Genomic DNA, 21,027 nt, shown 5'->3' with positions numbered 1-21,027 from the left:
TTCGTGCGTAACGTCATCAAGACCGCCACCACCCTGCTCGCCGCCGCCGCGCTCGCCGCCGGTGCGTCCGCCTGCGCCCCGCCCAGCAAGGGCGGCACCGACAAGAACGGCCCGCTGCTCGTCGGCGCGAACCCCGTCCCGCACGCCGAGATACTGAACTACGTCAAGGACCACCTGGCGAAGAAGGCGGGGCTCAAGCTGGAGGTCAAGGAGTTCACCGACTACAACTCGCTGAACCCCGCCACCCAGGACGGCTCGGTGGACGCCAACTACTTCCAGAACAAGCCGTTCCTCGACGACTACGAGAAGAAGCGCGGCGGCGACATCGTGCCCGTGGTCACCGTGCACCTGGAGCCGCTCGGCCTCTTCTCGCACAAGGCGAAGAAGGCCGACGACCTCAAGAAGGGCGCCACCGTGGCCGTGCCCAACGACGCGGTGAACGAGGCCCGGGCGCTCAAGCTGCTGGACACGCACGGCGTCATCAAGCTCAAGAAGGGCGCCGGCACCGAGGCCACCCCCAAGGACATCGCGGACAATCCCAAGGACCTGAAGTTCAAGGAGCTGGAGGCGCCCCAGCTGCCGCGGTCCCTGGACGATGTGGACGCCGCCGTCATCAACGGCAATTACGCCATCCAGGCAAAGCTCAACCCCGCCAAGGAGGCGCTGATCCTGGAGTCCCCGGACAACAGCCCCTACGGCAACTTCCTCGCCGTGAAGAAGGGCAACGAGGACGACCCGCGGGTCAAGAAGCTGGCCAAGCTCCTCACCTCGCCGCAGGTGAAGAAGTTCATCAAGGACAAGTACGACGGATCCGTCCTCGCGTCGTTCTGACACCTACCATTCCGAAAAAGGACCGGCTGAACACGCAAGGCTCCGCATCCGGGCGACAATCGGATGCGGAGCCTTCCGTTTCCGCACCCCGTGCTGCATTTAGCTGGAGCGATGCTGCATGCTGGGCTCTTCGCCACGACTTTGATACGACCCGGTTACGGAGCGGCGCATGACATCCACTTTCCCGGACATCTCCATCAGCACGGAACGGCTGGTGCTGCGCCCGTTCGAGGAAGCGGACCTGCCCGCGCTCACGGACATGATGAACGACGAACTCGTCATCACCTGGAGCCGGGCCCCCTACCCGTACACCCCCCGCGACGCGCGCGACCAGGCGATGCGGCTCGCCCCCGCCGAACGCACCACGGGGCGCGGAATCGTCTTCGCGGTCGCCGAATTCCTCACCCAGCGGCTCGTCGGAATCGTCCATCTGCGCAACACCGACTGGAAGGTCCTGGGCACCGAGATCAGCTATATCACCGCCCCGTGGGCGCGTGGCGAGGGCTATGCCGTGGAGTCGGTGCTGGCCGTCGCCCGCTGGCTGTTCCAGGACCAGAAGTTCGAGCGGATGGAGCTGCGTACCGCCGCGGGCAACACCGCCGGTCAGCAGGTCGCCCAGAAGGTCGGCTGTATCAGCGAAGGAGTACTCCGCAACGCCTGCATAGCGCGCACCCAGATGGAGGACGGCGGCTGGACCGACCTGCGCACCGACCTCATCGTCTGGAGCCTGCTCCCCGAGGACCTGGAGGGCGATCTGGAGGGCGCGCCCGAGCAGCGGGACGAGACCGAGGGCTTCGGCATCTTCCCCACGTACTCCGAATACATCGACGGGCGCTGACGCGCTGACGCGCCGACGGCCGTTGACAGGCGCTGACGGGCACGGACGGGCGATGAACCCGGCGCGCCGCGCCTCCCGCGAGCCCCCGATGCACCACCTCCGCCCCTGCCCCCGGTCCTCCGGTCCGGACCAGGCGGGGTAACCTCTCCGGGCTGAGCACCCCGCGGGCCGGCCCGCCCACAGCCGGAATACGCGTCCACGGCACGCGCGGCGCACCCGCCGCGGCCACCGCGGCACGCCAGCCGTGGCACGCCACCCGCGGCACCGCCCGCGCGCACCACGCATCGCGACCGTGCGCACCACCCGCGACCGACCTGCGACACATTTGGGAGACAGAGGACGATGGCCGACCGCGTCACGGTGATCGGTTGGGACGGCTCCCCGCTCATGGACGTGGCCCGATCCGCCCTCGGCGCGGCCACCCTCGTGGCCGGCGCCGCCCACCACCTGGCGCTGCCCGAAGTCCCGCCCGGCGCCGAACGCATCCGGCTCGGCAGCGTGGACCTCGCCGCCCGCCGCATCGCCCAGCACCGCGGCTCCGCCGTGGTCCTGGCCGACGGCGACCCCGGCTTCTTCGGCGTCGTACGCGCCCTCCGGGCCCCCGAGCACGGCCTGGAGGTCGAGGTCGTGCCCGCCGTCTCCTCCGTCGCCGCCGCCTTCGCCCGCGCCGGGATGCCCTGGGACGACGCCCAGGTCGTCGTCGCCCACAGCCGCGACCTGCGGCGCGCCGTCAACGTCTGCCGCGCCCACACCAAGGTCGCCGTCCTCACCTCCCCGGGCGCCGGCCCCGCCGAACTGGCCCTGCTCCTCGGCCCGGTGCACCGCACCTTCGTCATCTGCGAGGCCCTGGGCACCGAACGCGAGCAGGTCACCGTGCTGACCTCCGACAAGGCCGCCGACCACACCTGGCGCGACCCCAACGTCGTCATCGTCATCGGCGGCTCCGGCGCCGCGGCGGTCCGCAGCGGCGCACCCACCGGCGCCGCCCGCGGTGCTCTCCAGAGCGGCGGCTGGATCGCCGGCCGCGACCCCGGCTACCCCGGCTCCGTACGCGGCTGGGCGCTGCCCGCCCCGGCGTACGCGACCGTGCTCGGCGAGAACGAGTCGCAGCAGCTGCGTGCCTTCCAACTCGCCCGTATCGGCCCCCGCGTCGGCGACCTGGTCTGGGACATCGGCGCGGGCAGCGGCGCCGCCGCCGTCGAAACGGCCGGCTTCGGCGCCGCCGTCATCGCCGTCGACCGCGACCAGGACGCCTGCGAACGCACCGAAACCCTCGCCCGCCGCTTCGGCGTCCAGCTCCAGGTCGTCCACGGCGCCGCGCCCGCGGTCCTCGAAGACCTGCCCGAACCGGACGTCGTCCGCGTCGGCGGCGGGGGCGCGCCCGTCGTCGCCGCGTGCGCCGCCCGCCGCCCCGAGCGCATCATCACCCACGCCACCACCCGCGACGAGGCGGAGGCCATCGGCGCCGCCCTGGAGGACGGCGGCTACGGGGTCGAGTGCCTGCTGCTGCAATCCGTCGAGTTGGACACCCGGGTGTGGGCCGAACGCGAGCGCGCGGTCGCCTTTCTCCTCTGCGGACACCGCCCGCACCAGTGATTTTGTCGCTGTGACGTTCCTCCCGAGCTTCGCCCCGGTGACCTTCCGGAAGCGTCGCGCGGGGTAGGCTGGCGGATCGTTGTACTGCCTGTACCGCTGCCCGGTGTTCGGCGCTTTATCGGCCAAAGGCCGGAATGTGCCCCTTTCTTACCGGGTTGCGGTAGGCAAGCCTCGGGCGTGCTACGTGCCGCGCACGGCGCACGCTCGTTCTTGCTCACGGGGCTTGCTCCCGGCGGTAGGCGGTTGGAAGGAGCACTAGCGATGGGCGAGGGGTACGCATGACCGACACCGGCCAGGTCCCGGGTGAGGGACTGCCGGAGAACGCAGGCGGACGACTCGGACAACCGCACCCGGCGGATGTCCACGGCCCGCCTGCCGACGCCGGTTACACCGAACAGCCGCAGCCCGGTGTTCCGCCCGGCGCCGGATACACCTTCCTCGACGGCCCCGACACCGGCGGCGAGGAGGACGACCTGCTGCTGATGCCGGGCGCGCAGGGCGCCTGGAGCGAGCAGCAGGCCCAGTACGAGCACCAGGCCCAGTACGAGCACCAGATGCAGGCCCCGATGCAGCCGCCGTACCCGCAGGCGCAGGGCCAGGGGCTGTACGAGGGCGGGGTGCTGGACCCCGGCATGGCCGCGTACGCCGACGCCCAGATGCCCGAGCCGCAGCCGGTGGCCGAGGCCCCGGACGGCCCGGTTCCGCCCCCGGCCGCGGAACAGCCCGCTGCCCCGCAGCCGCCCCAAGCCCCCGCCGCGCACTCAGCGCCCCCCACGCCTCCCGCGCCTCCCCGCCGCCCCCTGCACATGGGCCCGCCCGTTCCCGACACCTCCGGCGGTGTGGTCCGTTCGCTCGCCGATCGCGGCCCGGCCGCCGGCCGGCACAGCGCGCCGCCCGTCCAGCAGCCCCAGTCGGCGGCCCCGCCCGAGCCCGAGTACACCGGTGGCGTCGACTACGCCAGCGCCCCCGAGTACGCCGCCGGGCCGCAGTACTTCACCACCCAGCCGCACCTGCCCCAGCCCGAGGACCCCGGTCAGCTCCCGGGCCCGCAGCTCGCCGACCTCCCGCAGATCGGCGACGCCCCGCCGCCCGGCGACGCCTGGGACCCCCAGCCGCCCCCGCCCATGCCCGCACCAGCAGAAACGGTCGGTCTCGGAGACCAGCCGATGCCGCCGGAGGGTGCGCCTCCGGCGGCGATGGACCTGGGGTACGCGGACCCGGGGTACGCCGATCCCGGCTATGCCGACCCGGGGTACGCCGACCCGGCCGCGACCATCCCGCCCCAGGGCGGGGCGCCCGCCCCGGAGCCCGGGCACCCGGCCGTCGACATCCCGGCCCAGATCCAGCCGGGCATCACCCCGGACCAGCTCCACGCGGGTCCCCAGGCCGTCATCCCGGCCCAGATCCCCCACGAGGACGCCGAACCGGTCGTGGTCGACCCGGGCCACGCGATAGTCGCCGACGCCCCGGCCGACGCCCCGGCTGCCGCCGAGGTGCAGGTCCCGGCCGAACCGGCTGCCCCCGGCGAGGCTCCGGTGCCTGAGGCTGACGAGCAGGCCGCGCCCGCGCAGGCCCCCGCCGAGCCGTTCGTGGAAGAGGCCCCGGCCGCCGCCGATCCGGCTGCTGAGGCACAGGCTCCGGTCGACCCGGCTGCCGCCGGTGAGGCTCCGGTGCCGGAGGCTGACGCCCCCGCCGAGCCGTCCGCGGTTGAGGCCCCGGCCGCCGGCGATCCGGCTGCTGCGGATGCGGAGGCTGCGCCTGCCGAGGTGCAGGCCCCGGGCGTCACCGACCCGGCTGCCGCCGGTGAGGCTCCGGTGCCGGAGGCTGACGCCCCCGCCGAGCCGTCCGCGGTTGAGGCCCCGGGCGCCGACGATCCGGCTGCCGCTGAGGCACAGGCTCCGGCGTCGGAGGCCGACGCCCAGGCTGCCCCCGCTTCCGCTGAGCTGCCTGCGGCAGAGGTGCAGGCCGCCGCCGAGACCGCCGCCCCCGACGAGGCTCCGGTGCCGGAGGCCGACGCGCAGGCGGCGGCGGATGCCCCGGCCGAGACCGTTGCCCCCGAAGAGGCTCCAGAGGCTGTCGCCGAGGACGAGGCCGAGTCCGCCGAGGTGCAGGCCCCTGCCGACCCGGCTGCTCCGGACGAGGCTCCGGCGTCCGAGGCTGACGCGCAGGTCGCGCCCGAGTCGGCCCCTGCCGAGCCGTCCACGACGGATGCCCAGGTGGCGCCCGCCGAGGCACAGGCCCCGGCCGACGCTCCGGTGCCGGAGGCCGAGGCGCAGGCGCCTGCCGAATCGGCCCCCGCCGAGCCGTTCGTGGCGGAAGCCCCGGACACCACTGATCCGGCAGCCGCCGAGGCGCAGGAGACCCCTGCCGACCCGGCTGCCTCCGATGAATCTCCGGAGCCGGGGGCCGAGGCGCAGGCTGACCCCGCCGAGGTGCCCGAGGCAGAAGCCCCGGCCGAAGAAGTCGCCCCCCACGACGAGGCCGAAGCCGAGGCCGGGACCGAGGCTGCGGTGGCCGCCGGTGACGTGGAGCCGGATGGCGAGCCCGCCGCGCCTGACGCCCCCGAGGCCGAGACGGCTCCCGAGCACGAGGCCGAACCGGCCGCCGCCGAGGCGCCGGAGGCTCAGGACGAAGCCACCGAACCGGCCCCCGACGACGACGCATCCCTTCAGCCGGAGGCAACCGCCGAAGGCGACGAACAGGGCGAACAGACCGACGCCACGGCCCCCGAGCCCGCACCCATCCCCTTCGGCCCCCGCGCCGACGCGGGATACGACGACGCCGAGCGCGCCGCCGTCCACCGCGTGATGCGCGAGCGCCGGGACATCCGTAACGGCTTCCGGCCCGACCCCATCCCGCACGAGGTGCTGCGGCGCGTGCTGGAGGCCGCGCACACCGCGCCCAGCGTGGGGCAGTCCCAGCCGTGGGACTTCGTCGTCATCCGCTCCGAGGAGACCCGGCGCACCATGCACGAGCTGGCGGTGCGCCAGCGCGACGCGTACGCCAAGTCCCTCCCCAAGGGCCGGGCCAAGCAGTTCAAGGAACTGAAGATCGAGGCGATCCTCGAGACGCCGATCAACATCGTCGTCACCGCCGACCCGACCCGCGGCGGCCGCCACACCCTCGGGCGGCACACCCAGCCGCAGATGGCGCCGTACTCCTCGGCGCTCGCCGTGGAGAACCTGTGGCTCGCCGCCCGCGCCGAAGGGCTCGGCGTCGGCTGGGTCAGCTTCTTCGACGAGCGCGAGATGGTCCGTACGCTCGGGCTGCCCGATCACCTGGAGGCCGTGGCGTACCTGTGCGTCGGGTACGTGGACGAGTTCCCGGAGGAGCCGGAGCTGCTGCGGGCCGGATGGTCCAAGCGCCGCCCGCTCTCCTGGGTCGTCCACGAGGAGACGTACGGGCGGCGCGCGCTGCCCGGCGAGGACCCGCACAGCCTGCTGACGGAAACCCTCCAGGGCATCCGTCCGCTGGACGCCAAGGCGCTCGGCGAGGCGTGGGAGCGGCAGAAGCGGATGACCAAGCCGTCCGGGGCGCTCGGCATGCTGGAGATCATCTCCGCGCAGCTCAGCGGGCTGTCCCGGCAGTGCCCGCCGCCGATTCCGGAGCCCGCCGCGGTCGCGATCTTCGCGGGCGACCACGGGGTGCACGCCCAGGGCGTCACCGCGTGGCCGCAGGAGGTCACGTCCCAGATGGTCGCCAACTTCCTGGGCGGCGGTGCGGTCTGCAACGCGTTCGCGAGCCAGGTGGGCGCCGAGGTGTGCGTCGTGGACGTGGGCGTGACGAGCGAACTGCCCGCCACCCCCGGTCTGCTGCCGCGCAAGGTCCGGGCGGGCACCGGCGACTTCACCACCGGCCCCGCCCTCACCCGCGAAGAGGTGCTGCGCGCCCTCGAAGTGGGCATCGAGACCGCCCGCGACCTGGTCGCCGCCGGGAACAAGGCGCTGCTCACCGGCGAGATGGGCATCGCCAACACCACCACGTCGGCCGCCCTGGTCGCCGTCTACACCGGCGCCGACCCGGCCGAGGTGACCGGCCGCGGCACCGGCATCAACGACGAGATGCACGCGCGCAAGATCGACGTCGTACGGCGCGGTCTGGAGCTGCACCAGCCCGACCCCGCCGACCCCATCGGCGTCCTCTCCGCCTTCGGCGGCCTGGAGCACGCCGCGATGGCCGGGCTGCTGCTGGGCGGCGCCTCCCTGCGTACCCCCGTCATCCTGGACGGGGTCAGCGCGGGCGCCGCCGCCCTGGTCGCCCGCGCCATCGCCCCCGAGGTGCTGGCGGCGTGCATCGCGGGCCACCGCAGCGCCGAGCCGGGCCATGTGGCGGCCCTCAACAAGCTGGGCCTGCGCCCCCTGGTCGACCTGGACCTGCGCCTCGGCGAGGGCACGGGCGCCCTGCTCGCCCTCCCGGTGGTGCAGAGCGCCGCACGGGCGATGCACGAGGTGGCCACGTTCGACTCCGCGGGAGTCACGGAGAAGAACTGACGTGCGCCCCCGCCACGTAGGGTGTCGGCGGGGGCCATGCCCCACTACCTGATCAGCCGCTCCAGCGCCGCAGCGGCAGGCATTCTTTACGAGGAGAGCCGCACCGCCATGTCCGAGAACTTCGCATACCCGGTCGGACTGCGCCTCACGGGGCGGCGCGTCGTCGTCCTCGGGGCGGGCCAGGTCGCCCAGCGGCGGCTGCCCGCGCTGATCGCCGCGGGCGCGGACATCCTGCTGATCTCGCCCTCCGCGACGCCCTCCGTCGAGGCGATGGCCGAGGCGGGGGAGGTGCGCTGGGAGCGCCGCCGCTACCAGGACGGCGACTTCGAGGACGCCTGGTACGCGCTGATCACCACCGACGACCCGGCCGCCAACGCCGCCGCCTCCGCCGAGGCCGAGGCGCGCCGGGTGTGGTGCGTACGCAGCGACGACGCCGAGGCCGCCTCCGCCTGGACCCCGGCCACCGGGCGCAGCGAGGGCGTCACCGTCGCCGTGCTCACCGGGCAGGACCCGCGCCGCTCCGCCGCCGTGCGCGACGCCGTGGTCGAGGGCCTGCGCGACGGCACCCTCGCCGCGCCCCGCCACCGCACCCGCGGCCCGCACGTCGCCCTGGTGGGCGGCGGCCCCGGCGACCCGGACCTGATCACCGTCCGCGGCCGCCGCCTCCTCGCCGAGGCCGACGTCGTGGTGGCCGACCGGCTCGGCCCCCGCGACCTCCTCGACGAACTTCCGCCCCACGTCGAGGTCATCGACGCCGCGAAGATCCCGTACGGCCGCTTCATGGCCCAGGAGGCGATCAACAACGCGCTGATCGAACACGCCAAGGCGGGCAAGGCGGTCGTCCGGCTCAAGGGCGGCGACCCCTTCGTCTTCGGCCGCGGTATGGAAGAGGCCGAGGCGCTCGCCGAGGCCGGCATCCCCTGCACCGTCGTCCCCGGCATCTCCAGCTCCATCAGCGTTCCCGCCGCCGTCGGGATCCCCGTCACCCACCGCGGGGTCGCCCATGAGTTCACCGTGGTCAGCGGCCATGTCGCCCCCGACGACCCGCGCTCCCTCGTCGACTGGTCCGCGCTCGCCAGCCTGCGCGGCACGCTCGTCCTCCTGATGGCCGTCGAGAAGATCGGCGCCATCGCCGCCGCCCTCGTCCACCACGGCCGACGCCCCGACACCCCCGTCGCCGTCATCCAGGAGGGCACCACCGCCGCCCAGCGCCGCGTGGACGCCACCCTGGCCACCGTGGGCGACGTGGTCGCCGCCGAGGGCGTACGGCCCCCGGCCGTCATCGTCATCGGCGACGTGGTCTCCGTCGGCTCCCGTCCGGCGTAACCGCCGGTAACTTCCTCCCGTCGCCGCATTGGCACGGCATCCAGGACAAGGCAGTATCACTTAAGTGGCTGATCTCATCACCGTCGATGATCCCGACGACCCGCGGCTGCGCGACTACACGGGTCTGACCGATGTGGAGCTACGGCGCAAGCGCGAGCCCGCCGAAGGTTTGTTCATCGCCGAGGGCGAGAAGGTGATCCGGCGGGCCCGCCTCGCTGGTTACGAGATGCGCTCGATGCTGCTGTCGTCCAAGTGGGTCGACGTCATGCGCGACGTCATCGAGGACGTCCCCGCCCCCGTCTACGCCGTCAGCCCCGAACTGGCCGAGCGCGTGACGGGCTACCACGTCCACCGCGGCGCCCTCGCCTCCATGCAGCGCAAACCGCTGCCCGAGGCCGAGGAACTCCTGGCCGGCGCCCGACGCGTCGTGATCATGGAGTCCGTCAACGACCACACCAACATCGGCGCCATCTTCCGCAGCGCCGCCGCGCTCGGCATGGACGCCGTCCTCCTCTCCCCGGACTGCGCCGACCCCCTCTACCGCCGCTCCGTGAAGGTCTCCATGGGCGCCGTCTTCTCCGTCCCCTACGCCCGCCTGGAGACCTGGCCGCGCGGTCTCGAAGCGGTCCGGCACGCCGGCTTCAAGATCCTCGCCCTCACCCCCGACGAAAAGGCCACCTCCCTCGACGACGCCGCCCCCCACCGCCTGGACCGCGTCGCCCTCATGCTGGGCGCCGAGGGCGACGGCCTCTCCACCCAGGCCCTCATGTCCGCCGACGAGTGGATCCGCATCCCCATGGCCCACGGCGTCGACTCCCTCAACGTGGGCGCGGCGGCGGCCGTGGCGTTCTACGCCGTAACAACGGGCCGCCCCGAGTCGTAGAGGGGCTCCGCCCCCCCCAAACCCCCCGCCGGGGCTCCGCCCCGGACCCCGGTGCGCGGTGCGTCCGGTGGGTGGTGCCGGTGCGGGGCCTCCGGGGCAGGGTCCCGGACCGTATATTTACGGCGCCGTTGACCGGAAACGTGGTGTGGACGTCGGGCGATTGGCGCCACCAATACACGGCAGCGTCCGGAACCCCACCCCTGCGACCCCGCCCCCGGCCAGGTCAGAGCCCGCTCTCGGGGCCTGCCTCAACCGCTCCAGGCGCCCCCGGCGCCGTCGGGACGCCCAGGCCGCGGGACGGACCCTGGCAGCCCTGGGCCGCCGCGATGCCCAGGGCGACCAGTAGCGTTACCACCACGAAGACCGTCAGCCGCTGCCGCAGCAGCCGGAGCCGGTCCGGGCCGGTGGGGCGGCGGCCGTTGGGGGAGGTGCGGACCGTACGGGCCGGGGGGCGCTGGGCGCCGCGGCGCGGGGCCGGGGGCCGCGCCGGGGGGGTGCGCCCCGGCGTACGCGCCGCCCCCGCACCGGGCGCCCCGGACCGCGGCGACGACGCCCGCGCCGCCGCCGGGCCCCGGGGCGGCGTCCCGCGGGAAGGCGTACCCCGGGAAGGCGTACCGCGGGGCGGCGTACCCCCGCCGGGGCGGCGCTCCGTGTGCTGGTCGGCGTACGCGTCGGCCCGCCGCCCCACCGGACGCCCGTCCGGGGCATGCCCATGGGACGCCCCGTGCCCGTGCCCGTGCGCCTCCCGCGCCGCGATCTCCTTGAGCCGCAGCGAGAGCTGCAGCGTCGTCGGCCGGTCCTCCGGGTCCTTGGCGAGGCACGCGTGCAGCAGGGGAGCCAGCGCGTCCGGCACCCCGAGCAGTTGCGGCTCCTCGTGCACGACGCGGTACAGCATCACCTCGGAACTCCCGTGCCCGAACGGCGAATCCGCCGTCGAGGCGTACGAGAGTGTGGCGCCCAGCGCGAAGACGTCCGTCGCCGGGGTGACGGTCGCGCCCCGGACCTGCTCGGGCGCGAGGAAGCCGGGGGAGCCGACGGCCGTGCCGACGTGGGTCAGCGTGCTGGCGCCGGTGGCCCAGGCGATGCCGAAGTCGATGATGCGGGGGCCCTTGGGGGAGAGCAGGATGTTCGACGGCTTGAGGTCACGGTGGACGACCCCCGCCTCGTGCACCGCCAACAGCCCCTCGGCCAGCGCGGACCCGATGGACGCGACGTGCGCGGCCGGCAGCGGGCCCTCCTCGTTCACCTTGTCGTGCAGGGAGGGGCCGGGCACGTACTGGGTGGCGAACCACGGCCGGTCGGCCTCCAGGTCCGCGGCCACCAGCCGCGCCGTACAGCCGCCGCGGATCCGCCGCGCGGCGGAAACCTCGCGGGCGAACCGCGACCGGAACTCCCGGTCCTCCGCCAGATCCGGCCGGATGACCTTCAGCGCCACCCGCTGCCCGCGCCGGTCGGAGCCGAGGTAGACGACCCCCATACCGCCCGCACCGAGCCGCCGGTGAAGCCGGAAGGAGCCGACGACACGCGGGTCCTCGCGCCGGAGCCGCATCATCGCCATGTCCGTCCCCTACCTCCGGTGGGGAGCCCTTCCCTTACCCCTTGGTGGGGAGCCCCATCCGCTGCCGTCTGCTGCCGATCCACTGCCGTCCGTCTGACGTGCACAGCTTACGGATTGACGGCCCCGCGCGCTGAGAGGCCGCGCATGCGTCGGCCTATGGATTGTCAGTGGTGCCTGGGATCCTGGAGAAGTGGGCCGGAATCGTGGCAATCCGTGCTCCGGTCCGCGCGTGCGTGATCTCAAAAGACCGTCTCAGAAGGGGGATTGAGGCCGTGAAGGGTGATCGTGTGGAGATAGTGGTGGACGCGGGCGACACGACACGGACGTACGAAGTGGTGGCCGGGAGGGCGGGGCGGCGCGTCGAGACGGCGGTGCGGCGCGGGGTGGTGGAAGTGAGCGAAGTCACCCGAAACGGGTCCGTGGTGCGGACGGCCCGCTTCATGGCGAACCGGGTCCTGGCCCTGGTGGAGCAGCCGGTGCCGCGGGGCGCGGACGGGGACCGTGAGTAGGGCCGTTCCACCCCTGGAAGGAGCTGCGCAAGGACCCCCCGAAGGGCCCCGGAGGGGCCCGCTCCGGCGGACCCCTCCGGGAAGACCCCAAGTCCCCGGCGGATTTCTCCACCCAGGGGAGTACGAGGCCCGGTCCGGCGTCATCCTCCGGGAGGCCCGGCAAGCGGTACGAGGGCATGACGCCGGGCACCGGGGCGCGCGCCTAATGTTGAGGTCAAGCGGCGGGCGCAGCACTCGTCCCCCGAGGTCAGACGCTCGCCGCTCCAGATGTGACGGAGGAAGGACGATGGCGGACACGGTAGGACGCACGGTCGTCAGGGCGCGCGGGCGCAGGGCTCTCGACGCGTTCGGCAGCCCGCAGACCGGCACCCGCCATCCCCTGGTCGCGGCGGCCATGGTGCTGCCGCTGGCCGTCCTGCTGAGCATCGCGTTCGGCGGCTGGGAAGCCGTCGTCACACAGGCGTCGTCCGTGGCGGGAATGCTGGGGCGCTGAGCGCCCCAGGCCCGGGAGAGCGGCCCGGGCCGGGGACTTCCTGGCCATCAGCCCCGTGGGGACGGGGGTGCGGCGGACGGCACGAAGCCCGGACAGCTGGGGAGCTGTCCGGGCTTGCGCCGTTGGTGGACCAACACGGCATACGGCGAAGGGCCGGAGCTTCTCGCTCCGGCCCTTCGCCGATCGGTGTGGACGATACTGGGATTGAACCAGTGACCTCTTCCGTGTCAGGGAAGCGCTCTCCCGCTGAGCTAATCGTCCCGGGAACTGCGTGCGCGATACTGGGATTGAACCAGTGACCTCTTCCGTGTCAGGGAAGCGCTCTCCCGCTGAGCTAATCGCGCGGGTGTGGGGCCGCGAGGACCCCGGAGGGTGGGACCACAAGGGACCCGAGTGGACGATACTGGGATTGAACCAGTGACCTCTTCCGTGTCAGGGAAGCGCTCTCCCGCTGAGCTAATCGTCCGAGGTGGAGACGGGATTTGAACCCGTGTAGACGGCTTTGCAGGCCGTTGCCTCGCCTCTCGGCCACTCCACCAGACGCAGGGGCGTGAACCCCCACTCCGAGCGGACGACGAGATTCGAACTCGCGACCCTCACCTTGGCAAGGTGATGCTCTACCAACTGAGCCACGTCCGCAGGTGTCGTTTCCCGGGGCGCTTCCGCGTCCCGGCGACGTGTTGAACTCTAGCGGATTCCGGGGCCAGCTCAAATTCCGTTTCCGCAGGGTGCTGCCCTGCTCGCCCGCCGCGATCCCTCCCGCGGCCCCCGTGACCAGGCGCCATAGACTCGCAAGCGTGCACGACCTGCCCCCTCTCGCCCGCTTCGGTGGCCTGCTCGCCACCGATCTGCGCGATGTGACCAGCGACCCCTCGGCCCTCGACACCGAGGGTTTCTGGGCTGTTGTCGCGGACTTCGAGGGTCGTGTGGTCTGTGCACGCTTCGGCGACGTACGCCGCGAGCCGGTGCCCGCGCCCGCGCCGGGCGCTTGGAGCGGGCCCCGGCCCACCGACTGGACCTCCTCGCTGGACCGGGCCGGGTACACGGAGGGGGTGCGCCGCGTCCGCGGTCACATCGCGGAGGGCGAGGTCTACCAGGCCAATCTGTGCCGCGTGCTGTCCGCACCGCTGCCCGACCCGTACGCGGCGGACGTGGACGCGCTGACCGCCCTGCTGGCCCGCGGCAACCCGGCCCCGTACGCGGGCACCGTTCGGCTGCCGGAACACGGGGTGGAGGTCGCCACGGCCTCGCCCGAGCTGTTTCTGCGCCGCTCCGGCCGGACCGTCGAGTCCGGGCCGATCAAGGGCACCGGCCGCCGGGCCGAGGACCTGCTGGAGAAGGACCACGCCGAGAACGTGATGATCGTGGACCTGGTCCGCAACGACCTGGGGCGGGTCTGTGCCACCGGCTCGGTGACGGTCCCCGACCTCTGCGCGGTCGAGCCGCACCCGGGCCTGGTGCACCTCGTCTCCACGGTCCGCGGGGAGCTGGCGCCGGGGGCGGGCTGGGCGGAGCTGTTCGCGGCGGCGTTTCCGCCGGGGTCGGTGACCGGGGCGCCCAAGTCCAGCGCCCTGCGCATCATCGGGGAGCTGGAGACCGCGCCCCGCGGTCCGTACTGCGGCGGCATCGGCTGGGTGGACGCGGACCGCGGCACCGGCGAGCTGGCCGTGGGGATACGCACCTTCTGGATCGACCGGCCGTCCCCCGGAGCCGCCGTGCTGCGGTTCGGCACCGGCGCGGGGATCACCTGGGGCTCCGACCCGGACCGTGAATGGGACGAAACCGAACTCAAGGCGGCGCGACTGCTCGCGGTAGCGTCGGAAGTACAGCAGCCGACGGGAAGGACCATGCGGTGACGATCTGGCTCGACGGATCCCTGCGCGAAGCCGACAGCGCCCAGGTGTCGGTCTTCGACCATGGGCTGACGGTCGGCGACGGCGTCTTCGAGACGGTCAAGGCGGTGGACGGCCGCGCCTTCGCGCTCACCCGCCACCTCCACCGGCTGGCCCGCTCCGCGCACGGCCTGGGCCTGCCGGAACCGGACCTCGACGAGGTGCGGCGGGCCTGCGAGGCGGTCCTCGCCGACAACCCCATGCCGCTGGGGCGGCTGCGGATCACCTACACCGGAGGGGTCTCGCCCCTCGGCTCCGACCGGGGCACGGCGGCCCCCACGCTCGTCGTCGCGCTCGTCGAGACGCACCGCAGGGCGGACACCACGACCGTGGTCACCGTCCCCTGGGTCCGCAACGAGCGCGGCGCGCTGGCCGGCCTCAAGACCACCTCGTACGGCGAAAACGTGATCGCGCTCGCCCGCGCCCGGGAACACGACGCCACCGAGGCCCTGTTCGCGAACACCGTCGGAGACCTCTGCGAGGGCACCGGCACCAACGTCTTCGTCGTCCTCGACGGCGAACTCCACACCCCGCCGCTCGCCTCCGGCTGCCTCGCCGGCATCACCCGCGCCCTCGTCCTGGAGTGGGTGGGGGCCCGGGAGACCGAGCTGCCGTTCGACGTCCTGGAGCGGGCCGACGAGGTCTTCCTGACCTCCACGACCCGGGACGTACAGGCCGTACGGCAGGTGGACGACCGGATCGTGCCCGGCGCGCCCGGACCGGTCACCGCCAAGGCCATGCGGATCTTCACCGAGCGCGCCGCCTCCGACGTCGACCCGTGACGCGCACGGGCCGCGGGAAGCGGAACGGAAGCCTTCCGCCGTAAACCTGGTGACGTGCGCCCCGGCGCCCGGTACAACACCATCGTGACCACCACGCTGCGGCCCACCACGCCCGAGCGGCACACCGACGACGGCGGGCGCGCGCGCTCGTACGAGGTGTGCGTCAACGGCCGTCCCGTCGGCAGCGTCCGGCTCACCACCGACGCCCGGCTGGGCCCGACCGTCGGGCGGATCGAGCACCTCCACATCGACGCCGCGGACCGGCACCGAGGCCGCGGCACCGTCGCCGCGCTCGCCGCCGAGGAGGTGCTGCGCCGCTGGAACTGCACCCGGCTGGTGGTGGGCGTCCCCGCCCGGGCGGCGACCGCCCTGGGGCTCGCGGCCGCACTCGGCTACCGCGAGCGCGGCCGGGACATGATCAAACCGCTGACGGACCCGCCCGGGCTGCCGCCGGGCAGCGCCGTGCGGGCCATGGTGGAGGCCGACTACCCGGCCTGGCACGCCCGCAGGCGCGCCGAGTACGCCCGCAGCCTGCTGGACAGCGGGCTCACCCGGGACGAGGCCGAGGCCAAGGCGGAGAGCGACTACGCGACGCTGCTGCCGCACGGCCCCGCCACCCCCGGCACGGTGCTGCGGGTCCTCGCCCACGACGGCACGGACGTGGGCACCCTCTGGCTGGCGCTGCGCGCCGGGGAGCCGGACGCCGAGGAACGGGGCGAGGCGTTCGTCTTCTCGGTCGAGGTCGCGGAGGAGCACCGCGGGCACGGCCACGGCCGGACCCTGATGCTGGCCGCCGAGCGCGACAGCCTGGACGCGGGAGCGCACAGCCTCGGCCTGCACGTCTTCGGCGGGAACACTCCCGCGCTGCGGCTGTACGAGTCGCTGGGCTACGAGCCGGTGGAATACCGCCTCATCAAGCAGCTGCTCTAGATCGCGTCGGCTAGGCGCCGTCGGCCAGCAGGCGGGCCGCGATCTCCTCGATCCGCTCCCGCAGCCCCTCCTGGCTCTTCCCGCCGTCCAGCCGCTCCCCGCCGATCACATACGTCGGGGTGCCGGTCACCCCGATCGCCTTGCCCTCGGCCTGGTCCGCGTCGACGATCAGGATGTGCCGGCCGTCGATCAGCGCGGTGTCCATCTCCTCGGCGTCCAGGCCCAGTTCCCGTGCCACGTCGACGAGCAGCAGCTCACCCCGGGAGCCCAGCTCCTCGGTGCGCTCCAGCACCGCTTCGACGTACGGCCACCCCCGCCCCTGCGTGACGGCCTCCTCGGCGGCCTGCGCCGCCGCGTGGGCGTGCCGGTGGCGCTCCAGCGGGAAGTGCCGCAGCCGGATCTCCAGGGCGTCGCTGAAGCGCTCGCGCAGGGCGCGCACGTCCGTCAACGCGGTACGGCAGTCGGGGCACTGGAGTTCGCACCACACGTCGAGTACGGGGCGGGCGGGATCGGTGTCGCTCATGGGGCCAGTCTTCCAGCCCCCACGGATTCCTCCGCACCACGTTCCCCAACCCGGAGATGACCCTGATCCCGGGCCCCGGATGTGGCCCTCGCCGACCCGCGGGGTGCACGATGGACATACTGCGCAATCATCGGCGGGAGGAACCCGATGCTGACCGACACCATCTGCGCGGCGCTGTCCGCGGCCGGTCTGGGCATCGCCGGTCTGACCGCGTACCGCAAGCGCTTCCGGACGGCGGCGCGGATCGCGGCCTACGCGCTGCTGCCGGTGGGCCTGGCGATGACCGGGATCCTGGACTGGCTGGCCGATCTGGTCTTCAACCCGACCGTATGGGCGGGCTTCGGCGTGCTCGGGCTCTCCTGGGTGCTGTTCATGGTGAGCCGGGCGGCCGAGCGCCGGGCCGGCGGCACCCGTAAGGAACGGCGCGCGGCGGCCACCGCGGAGCGGGACGGGGTGCCCGCCCCGGGGGCCCCGGGTCCCGCCCTGAAGCCCGGCCGCTCCGGCGGGTCTGGCAGCTCCGGTACAGAAGATTTCTCAGATATCGAGGCCATTCTCAAAAAGCACGGGATCTGACAACCTCCCGATCAAAAAACGCTCGCCGGTCGCAGCGGGGCTTCGGGCTGCGCCATGATCTCCCGCGAGATGCTGCAATCACCCGGGGAGCAATCCCCTATCGAAGGACCCCCTGTTCCACCGAGCGACGAGCCGCGCGGCTGCCTGTTCGCCCTCTCCCAGCCGCCGCTGATGCTTTTCCTCGCCTTCATAGGCATGCTGCTCTTCGGTACCGCGCTCCATGACCTCTACCGATGGTGACGTGTGGTGACGCGGCGGACGGCGGCGGCTCAGCTCGCCGCTTCCTTGCGCCGCGCGCGATACGCGGCGACGTGCAGCCGGTTGCCGCAGGTGCGGCTGTCGCAGTAGCGCCGGGAGCGGTTGCGCGACAGGTCCACGAAGGCGAAGCGGCAGTCCGGGGCCTCACAGCGCCGCAGCCGCTCGTGTTCGCCCGCCACCACGAGGAACGCCAGCGCCATGCCGCCGTCGGCCGCGAGATGGTCGGCCAGGGACGCTCCCGGGGCGAAGTAGTGCACATGCCAGTCGTAGCCGTCGTGGTCGGTCAGCCGGGGCGTGGTCCCGGCCGCCGCGATCATGGTGTTGAGCAGTTCGGCGGTGTGCCGGGGGCTGCTGCCGGCCGTGGCGAAGACCTCGGCGAACCGGGCCCGTACGGACCGCACGGCGGTCAGGTCGCGCTCACCGAGCGTGCCGGTGTCGCTGATGTCGTTGCGCTCGACGAACCGGCGCAGCGCGGCGACGTCCGCGAGGCCGTCCTCGCTCGCGCCCCCGGGCGCGGTGTTCACCAGGTCGACGACCGCGTCGAGCGCGCACCGGGTGTCGTGGTTGATCAGCACGATTGGCTCCCTGGCCCGCTGGGTCGGCGGTGCTCCTCGACGGCTCCTCCGATGCGCTCGACTCTAGCGGCGCCGGGCCCGGAGCGTGACACGGCGGTGCCGCCGCCGCGGACGGTGCCACGGCGGCGGCACCGCCGCCTGCCTCTGCCATTTTCTTGGGATGTCACTGCCGGGATGTGGCTGCCGGAATGTTCACTACCGGAATCTCGCATTCCGGCTCGCGCCGTCTCCCCGAGTCGGACGGCCGCGCTCAGCTCTCGTCGGGTCTCAGCTCTCCGCCAGGATGTGGGAGAGCTCTGTGTCGAGGTCGAAATGGCGGTGTTCGGTGCCGGGTGGCACAGCGGCGTCGGTCCGCTTCAGGAACGACTCCAGGGCCCGCGCCGGGGCCTCGAGCAGAGCCTCTCCCTCCGGGGAGCTCAGGGCGATGCAGACGACGCCCTGGCCGTGGCTACGGGATGGCCACACTCTGACGTCGCCGGTGCCGGTGGGCCGGTGCAGGCCCTCGGCGAGAAGGTCGCGGGCGAAAACCCATTCGACCGTCTCTTCGGCTCCGGTGTGGAAGGTGGCGTGCACGGCGTAAGGGTCGGCCGTGTCATACCGCAGTCCCGCGGGTACAGGCAGTGAGGACTCGCTCGACACAACGAGGCGCAGGTGCAGCTCGCAGCTGACCGTGGTGTTCATAAGCGCCAGGGCCTTTCGCTCAGTGTGCGCTCGGGGATTCGCACGTCGGCGAAATCGACATGCCACCTACGGTGCCGTTGTAAACCCCTCTGACCGTTTTGCGGGTCTTCCGATAGCTCAAGCGGCGGAGCCGCGGGGCCGTCGGCGCCGCCATTACAGTGACTTCGGCCGATCGGGTAGGTTGGGTCACATGAATGCGGAGAGTGACGAGCGACGCGCGGGTGCCGTACCACCGGCACCCGAGGTCGCCACGGGGGATGGCGCGTCGGAGGAGCCGGTTCCCGGCTCCCGGGCGCCGCAGTTCATCAAGCGGTCGCGCACGCTGCACCTGAGCTGGCAGGTCGGGGTCTTCGTCGTGGGCCTCGCGGTCGTGGTGGCGGGCATCATCATGCTGCCGCTGCCCGGTCCCGGATGGCTGGTGATCTTCGGCGGGATGGCGATCTGGGCGACCGAGTTCGTCTGGGCGCAGCTGGTGCTGCGCTGGACGAAGCGCAAGGTCACCGAGGCCGCCCATCGCGCCCTGGACCCCAAGGTGCGCAAGCGGAACATCATCCTGACCACGATCGGGCTGGTGATCTGTGCCGTGGCGGTGAGCGTGTACGTGTGGAAGTTCGGCCTCGTGATGCCCTGGAAGATCGAGGAGTGAGCCGAGCCCGGCCGTCCGGCCGGGTGTGATGGTCATGAGCACGGTCCGGCATGCGCTAATGTTGGCCGTGCGCCCGGGCGATTAGCTCAGCGGGAGAGCGCTTCGTTCACACCGAAGAGGTCACTGGTTCGAACCCAGTATCGCCCACCCCGGACCGAGGGCCCGGAGGCTTCATGCCTCCGGGCCCTCGGCGTTTGCCTGCTCGCTGCTGAAGCGCTTCCGTATCGATCCTGTCCGAACCGTTGACGTACACGGCGCCGCTCTCTAACTTGTCCCGGCAAGCGCTTGCCTAAAACGTTTCAAGCTTGGTTCTGGGGGCAGTCGGACAGACCTGCCCGGGAGGGGCGTGTCATGAGTGCTCGGCGATGGACGGCAGGGGCGAGAGGGTTACGGGGGGCCGCGGCGGGGGTGGTCGCGCTGGGGCTGCTGGCCACCGGCTGTGGCGGCGACGGCGGCAGCTCGTCCGGCGGGAAGGTGACCATCCGTTACGCCTGGTGGGGCGCCAAGGACCGGTCCGTCATGATCAAGAAGACGGTGAAGCTCTTCGAGGGGAAGCACCCGAACATCAAGGTGAAGACGGACTTCGCCGAATACGCCGACTTCTGGAGCAAGTTCAACACCCAGGCCGCCGGCGGCAATGCGCCGGACGTCTTCCAGAACTCGTACGCCTTCCTGCGCAAATACGGTGAGAAGAATCTTCTCCTCGATCTCGACAAGCAGGTCAAGGAGGGAAATCTCAGCCTGAAGGGATTCCGGGACGGCCTGGAGAAATCCGGGGACATCGACGGAAAGCTCTACGGCGTGCCGGTCGGCGCGAATACCTTCGGTTTCTTCTACAACCCGGCCGCCTTCAAGAAGGCGGGAGTCACCGTCAAGGACGGATGGACCTGGGGCGACTTCTTCGCCGCCGCCAAAAAGGTGCGGAAGTCCGACGGCACGCTCTACGGCGCCGGCGACAACGCCGGTGTGATGTACCTGTACGACCTGTACTTGCGTCAGCACGGCAAGGCGTTCTTCACGGCGGACAAGAAGCTCGGCTTCACCAAGGACGACCTCAAGCAGTGGTGGAACACCTGGCAGCAGCACGCCAAGGCCGATGAGCTGGTGCCGGGCAAGAAGACCGAACAGGCCAAGCCCAAGGCGACGATCAGCGCCAACCTGTCGGCCGCCGAGTTCACCTGGGACAACTTCATGGTCCGCTTCGCGGACGAGACCAAGACCCCGCTCGAACTCGGGCCGCTCCCGACCACGGACGGCAAGAGGACCGCGCAGTACCTCTCCTCGCTGATGCTCAGCGGCTCCGCCCGCACCCAGCACCCCAAGGAAGTCGCCCAGCTCATCGACTTCATGACGCACGATCCCCAGGTCGGCAAGATCATGGGCTACAACCGCGGCATCCCGGCGACCACCGCGCAGAACGAGGCGTACAAGCCGACCGGCGCCGACGCCAAGATCGCCGCGTACGAGAAGAGCGTGGCCGACAAGCTGGAGCCGATCACTCCGCACCCGGCCGGCACCGATGTCGCCGAGGCCGCCTTCCTGCGCACCTACACCGATGTCGCGTTGGGCCAGAGCTCGGTGGACAAGGCCGTGGACCAGTTCTTCGACGAGGCGGAATCCGCGCTCGGCTCGTGAGGAGAGCT

Annotated in this window: 19 protein-coding genes and 6 tRNA genes; 16 read left to right on the top strand and 9 right to left on the bottom strand. The window is 72.5% G+C overall.

The features are described from left to right. The first annotated feature begins 3 nt into the window (after window positions 1–3). The 6 genes from ACH4SI_RS06020 to ACH4SI_RS05995 all read left to right on the top strand — a co-directional run bounded on the left by ACH4SI_RS06020 (window position 4) and on the right by ACH4SI_RS05995 (window position 9,964). The gene (locus tag ACH4SI_RS06020) at window positions 4–831 is read left to right on the top strand and encodes a MetQ/NlpA family ABC transporter substrate-binding protein (protein ID WP_398293066.1); all 828 of its coding nucleotides are present in this window, start codon (window positions 4–6) and stop codon (window positions 829–831) included. Window positions 832–1,000: 169 nt separating this feature from the next. Then, entirely contained in the window at window positions 1,001–1,669 is a 669-nt protein-coding gene (locus ACH4SI_RS06015; protein ID WP_398293064.1) for a GNAT family N-acetyltransferase, read from the top strand. 342 nt (window positions 1,670–2,011) lie between these two features. Beyond that, window positions 2,012–3,265 carry a precorrin-6y C5,15-methyltransferase (decarboxylating) subunit CbiE gene (gene cbiE, locus ACH4SI_RS06010; protein ID WP_398293062.1) on the top strand — a complete coding sequence of 418 codons (1,254 nt, stop codon included), beginning with the start codon at window positions 2,012–2,014 and terminating at the stop codon, window positions 3,263–3,265. Window positions 3,266–3,543: 278 nt separating this feature from the next. Beyond that, on the top strand, window positions 3,544–7,755 hold the full coding sequence (gene cobT, locus ACH4SI_RS06005) for a nicotinate-nucleotide--dimethylbenzimidazole phosphoribosyltransferase (RefSeq protein ID WP_398293060.1): 4,212 nt from the start codon (window positions 3,544–3,546) through the stop codon (window positions 7,753–7,755). Window positions 7,756–7,863: 108 nt separating this feature from the next. Continuing rightward, on the top strand, window positions 7,864–9,081 hold the full coding sequence (gene cobA, locus ACH4SI_RS06000) for a uroporphyrinogen-III C-methyltransferase (protein WP_398293912.1): 1,218 nt from the start codon (window positions 7,864–7,866) through the stop codon (window positions 9,079–9,081). Between the two features lie 64 nt (window positions 9,082–9,145). Then, on the top strand, window positions 9,146–9,964 hold the full coding sequence (locus ACH4SI_RS05995) for a TrmH family RNA methyltransferase (RefSeq protein WP_398293058.1): 819 nt from the start codon (window positions 9,146–9,148) through the stop codon (window positions 9,962–9,964). Window positions 9,965–10,187: 223 nt separating this feature from the next. Here the strand turns inward: ACH4SI_RS05995 and ACH4SI_RS05990 are convergent, their stop codons facing one another. Beyond that, window positions 10,188–11,522 carry a serine/threonine-protein kinase gene (locus ACH4SI_RS05990; RefSeq protein ID WP_398293055.1) on the bottom strand — a complete coding sequence of 445 codons (1,335 nt, stop codon included), beginning with the start codon at window positions 11,520–11,522 and terminating at the stop codon, window positions 10,188–10,190. A 272-nt stretch (window positions 11,523–11,794) separates the two neighbouring features. On the opposite strand from ACH4SI_RS05990, the gene ACH4SI_RS05985 reads away from it, so the two are divergent. Both ACH4SI_RS05985 and ACH4SI_RS05980 read left to right on the top strand, forming a co-directional pair. Beyond that, complete coding sequence (locus ACH4SI_RS05985) at window positions 11,795–12,031, top strand: hypothetical protein (protein WP_055557600.1); 237 nt, start codon at window positions 11,795–11,797, stop codon at window positions 12,029–12,031. 286 nt (window positions 12,032–12,317) lie between these two features. Then, a complete protein-coding gene (locus tag ACH4SI_RS05980) occupies window positions 12,318–12,524 on the top strand; it encodes a hypothetical protein (protein WP_398293052.1) in 207 nt (68 codons plus the stop codon). Window positions 12,525–12,713: 189 nt separating this feature from the next. On the opposite strand, the gene ACH4SI_RS05975 is transcribed toward ACH4SI_RS05980, so the two are convergent. From ACH4SI_RS05975 to ACH4SI_RS05955, 5 genes are all read right to left on the bottom strand, one after another. Further along, a tRNA-Val gene (locus ACH4SI_RS05975) sits at window positions 12,714–12,785 on the bottom strand. Between the two features lie 11 nt (window positions 12,786–12,796). Then, window positions 12,797–12,868, bottom strand: a tRNA-Val gene (locus tag ACH4SI_RS05970). A gap of 50 nt (window positions 12,869–12,918) precedes the next feature. Next, a tRNA-Val gene (locus ACH4SI_RS05965) sits at window positions 12,919–12,990 on the bottom strand. A 1-nt stretch (window position 12,991) separates the two neighbouring features. After that, window positions 12,992–13,062 (bottom strand) — tRNA-Cys (locus ACH4SI_RS05960). A gap of 28 nt (window positions 13,063–13,090) precedes the next feature. Beyond that, window positions 13,091–13,163 (bottom strand) — tRNA-Gly (locus ACH4SI_RS05955). Window positions 13,164–13,321: 158 nt separating this feature from the next. On the opposite strand from ACH4SI_RS05955, the gene ACH4SI_RS05950 reads away from it, so the two are divergent. The 3 genes from ACH4SI_RS05950 (at window position 13,322) to ACH4SI_RS05940 (ending at window position 16,128) form a co-directional block, all read left to right on the top strand. After that, window positions 13,322–14,380: a chorismate-binding protein gene (locus ACH4SI_RS05950; RefSeq protein WP_398293050.1), complete on the top strand. Its 1,059-nt coding sequence runs from the start codon at window positions 13,322–13,324 to the stop codon at window positions 14,378–14,380. Continuing rightward, complete coding sequence (locus ACH4SI_RS05945) at window positions 14,377–15,198, top strand: aminotransferase class IV (RefSeq protein WP_398293048.1); 822 nt, start codon at window positions 14,377–14,379, stop codon at window positions 15,196–15,198. The genes ACH4SI_RS05950 and ACH4SI_RS05945 overlap by 4 nt, the downstream gene beginning before the upstream one ends. A gap of 84 nt (window positions 15,199–15,282) precedes the next feature. Then, window positions 15,283–16,128 carry a GNAT family N-acetyltransferase gene (locus tag ACH4SI_RS05940; RefSeq protein ID WP_398293046.1) on the top strand — a complete coding sequence of 282 codons (846 nt, stop codon included), beginning with the start codon at window positions 15,283–15,285 and terminating at the stop codon, window positions 16,126–16,128. A gap of 10 nt (window positions 16,129–16,138) precedes the next feature. Here ACH4SI_RS05940 and ACH4SI_RS05935 read toward each other — a convergent pair whose 3' ends face one another. Next, window positions 16,139–16,651: a DsbA family protein gene (locus ACH4SI_RS05935; RefSeq protein ID WP_398293044.1), complete on the bottom strand. Its 513-nt coding sequence runs from the start codon at window positions 16,649–16,651 to the stop codon at window positions 16,139–16,141. Window positions 16,652–16,798: 147 nt separating this feature from the next. On the opposite strand from ACH4SI_RS05935, the gene ACH4SI_RS05930 reads away from it, so the two are divergent. Together ACH4SI_RS05930 and ACH4SI_RS05925 are read left to right on the top strand one after the other, a co-directional pair. Continuing rightward, entirely contained in the window at window positions 16,799–17,224 is a 426-nt protein-coding gene (locus tag ACH4SI_RS05930; protein ID WP_398293042.1) for a hypothetical protein, read from the top strand. 69 nt (window positions 17,225–17,293) lie between these two features. Continuing rightward, on the top strand, window positions 17,294–17,464 hold the full coding sequence (locus ACH4SI_RS05925) for a hypothetical protein (protein WP_167542472.1): 171 nt from the start codon (window positions 17,294–17,296) through the stop codon (window positions 17,462–17,464). A gap of 29 nt (window positions 17,465–17,493) precedes the next feature. Here ACH4SI_RS05925 and ACH4SI_RS05920 read toward each other — a convergent pair whose 3' ends face one another. Continuing rightward, on the bottom strand, window positions 17,494–18,057 hold the full coding sequence (locus ACH4SI_RS05920) for a CGNR zinc finger domain-containing protein (RefSeq protein ID WP_398293039.1): 564 nt from the start codon (window positions 18,055–18,057) through the stop codon (window positions 17,494–17,496). Between the two features lie 267 nt (window positions 18,058–18,324). Further along, a complete protein-coding gene (locus tag ACH4SI_RS05915; protein ID WP_003959770.1) occupies window positions 18,325–18,738 on the bottom strand; it encodes an SsgA family sporulation/cell division regulator in 414 nt (137 codons plus the stop codon). Window positions 18,739–18,928: 190 nt separating this feature from the next. Between ACH4SI_RS05915 and ACH4SI_RS05910 the strand changes: the two genes are divergently transcribed. The 3 genes from ACH4SI_RS05910 (at window position 18,929) to ACH4SI_RS05900 (ending at window position 21,019) form a co-directional block, all read left to right on the top strand. Then, a complete protein-coding gene (locus tag ACH4SI_RS05910) occupies window positions 18,929–19,384 on the top strand; it encodes a TIGR02611 family protein (protein ID WP_398293037.1) in 456 nt (151 codons plus the stop codon). A 75-nt stretch (window positions 19,385–19,459) separates the two neighbouring features. Beyond that, window positions 19,460–19,531 (top strand) — tRNA-Val (locus ACH4SI_RS05905). A gap of 204 nt (window positions 19,532–19,735) precedes the next feature. Further along, window positions 19,736–21,019: an ABC transporter substrate-binding protein gene (locus tag ACH4SI_RS05900; protein ID WP_398293035.1), complete on the top strand. Its 1,284-nt coding sequence runs from the start codon at window positions 19,736–19,738 to the stop codon at window positions 21,017–21,019. Window positions 21,020–21,027 lie beyond the last annotated feature (8 nt).

It is taken from the genome of Streptomyces sp. NPDC021212 (assembly GCF_044332925.1).
Lineage (GTDB): Bacteria > Actinomycetota > Actinomycetes > Streptomycetales > Streptomycetaceae > Streptomyces.
The sequence above is the reverse complement of the archived record's forward strand: the minus strand, read 5'-3'. Positions and strand labels throughout refer to the sequence as shown.

What these genes read in the sequence shown, in the direction of transcription:
- ACH4SI_RS06015 (WP_398293064.1), top strand. Translation starts at nt 1,001, where the DNA reads ATGACATCCACTTTCCCGGACATCTCCATCAGCACGGAACGGCTGGTG.
- cbiE (WP_398293062.1), top strand. Translation starts at nt 2,012, where the DNA reads ATGGCCGACCGCGTCACGGTGATCGGTTGGGACGGCTCCCCGCTCATG.
- cobT (WP_398293060.1), top strand. Translation starts at nt 3,544, where the DNA reads ATGACCGACACCGGCCAGGTCCCGGGTGAGGGACTGCCGGAGAACGCA.
- cobA (WP_398293912.1), top strand. Translation starts at nt 7,864, where the DNA reads ATGTCCGAGAACTTCGCATACCCGGTCGGACTGCGCCTCACGGGGCGG.
- ACH4SI_RS05990 (WP_398293055.1), bottom strand. Translation starts at nt 11,522, where the DNA reads ATGGCGATGATGCGGCTCCGGCGCGAGGACCCGCGTGTCGTCGGCTCC.
- ACH4SI_RS05980 (WP_398293052.1), top strand. Translation starts at nt 12,318, where the DNA reads ATGGCGGACACGGTAGGACGCACGGTCGTCAGGGCGCGCGGGCGCAGG.
- ACH4SI_RS05935 (WP_398293044.1), bottom strand. Translation starts at nt 16,651, where the DNA reads ATGAGCGACACCGATCCCGCCCGCCCCGTACTCGACGTGTGGTGCGAA.
- ACH4SI_RS05930 (WP_398293042.1), top strand. Translation starts at nt 16,799, where the DNA reads ATGCTGACCGACACCATCTGCGCGGCGCTGTCCGCGGCCGGTCTGGGC.
- ACH4SI_RS05925 (WP_167542472.1), top strand. Translation starts at nt 17,294, where the DNA reads ATGCTGCAATCACCCGGGGAGCAATCCCCTATCGAAGGACCCCCTGTT.
- ACH4SI_RS05915 (WP_003959770.1), bottom strand. Translation starts at nt 18,738, where the DNA reads ATGAACACCACGGTCAGCTGCGAGCTGCACCTGCGCCTCGTTGTGTCG.
- ACH4SI_RS05910 (WP_398293037.1), top strand. Translation starts at nt 18,929, where the DNA reads ATGAATGCGGAGAGTGACGAGCGACGCGCGGGTGCCGTACCACCGGCA.
- ACH4SI_RS05900 (WP_398293035.1), top strand. Translation starts at nt 19,736, where the DNA reads ATGAGTGCTCGGCGATGGACGGCAGGGGCGAGAGGGTTACGGGGGGCC.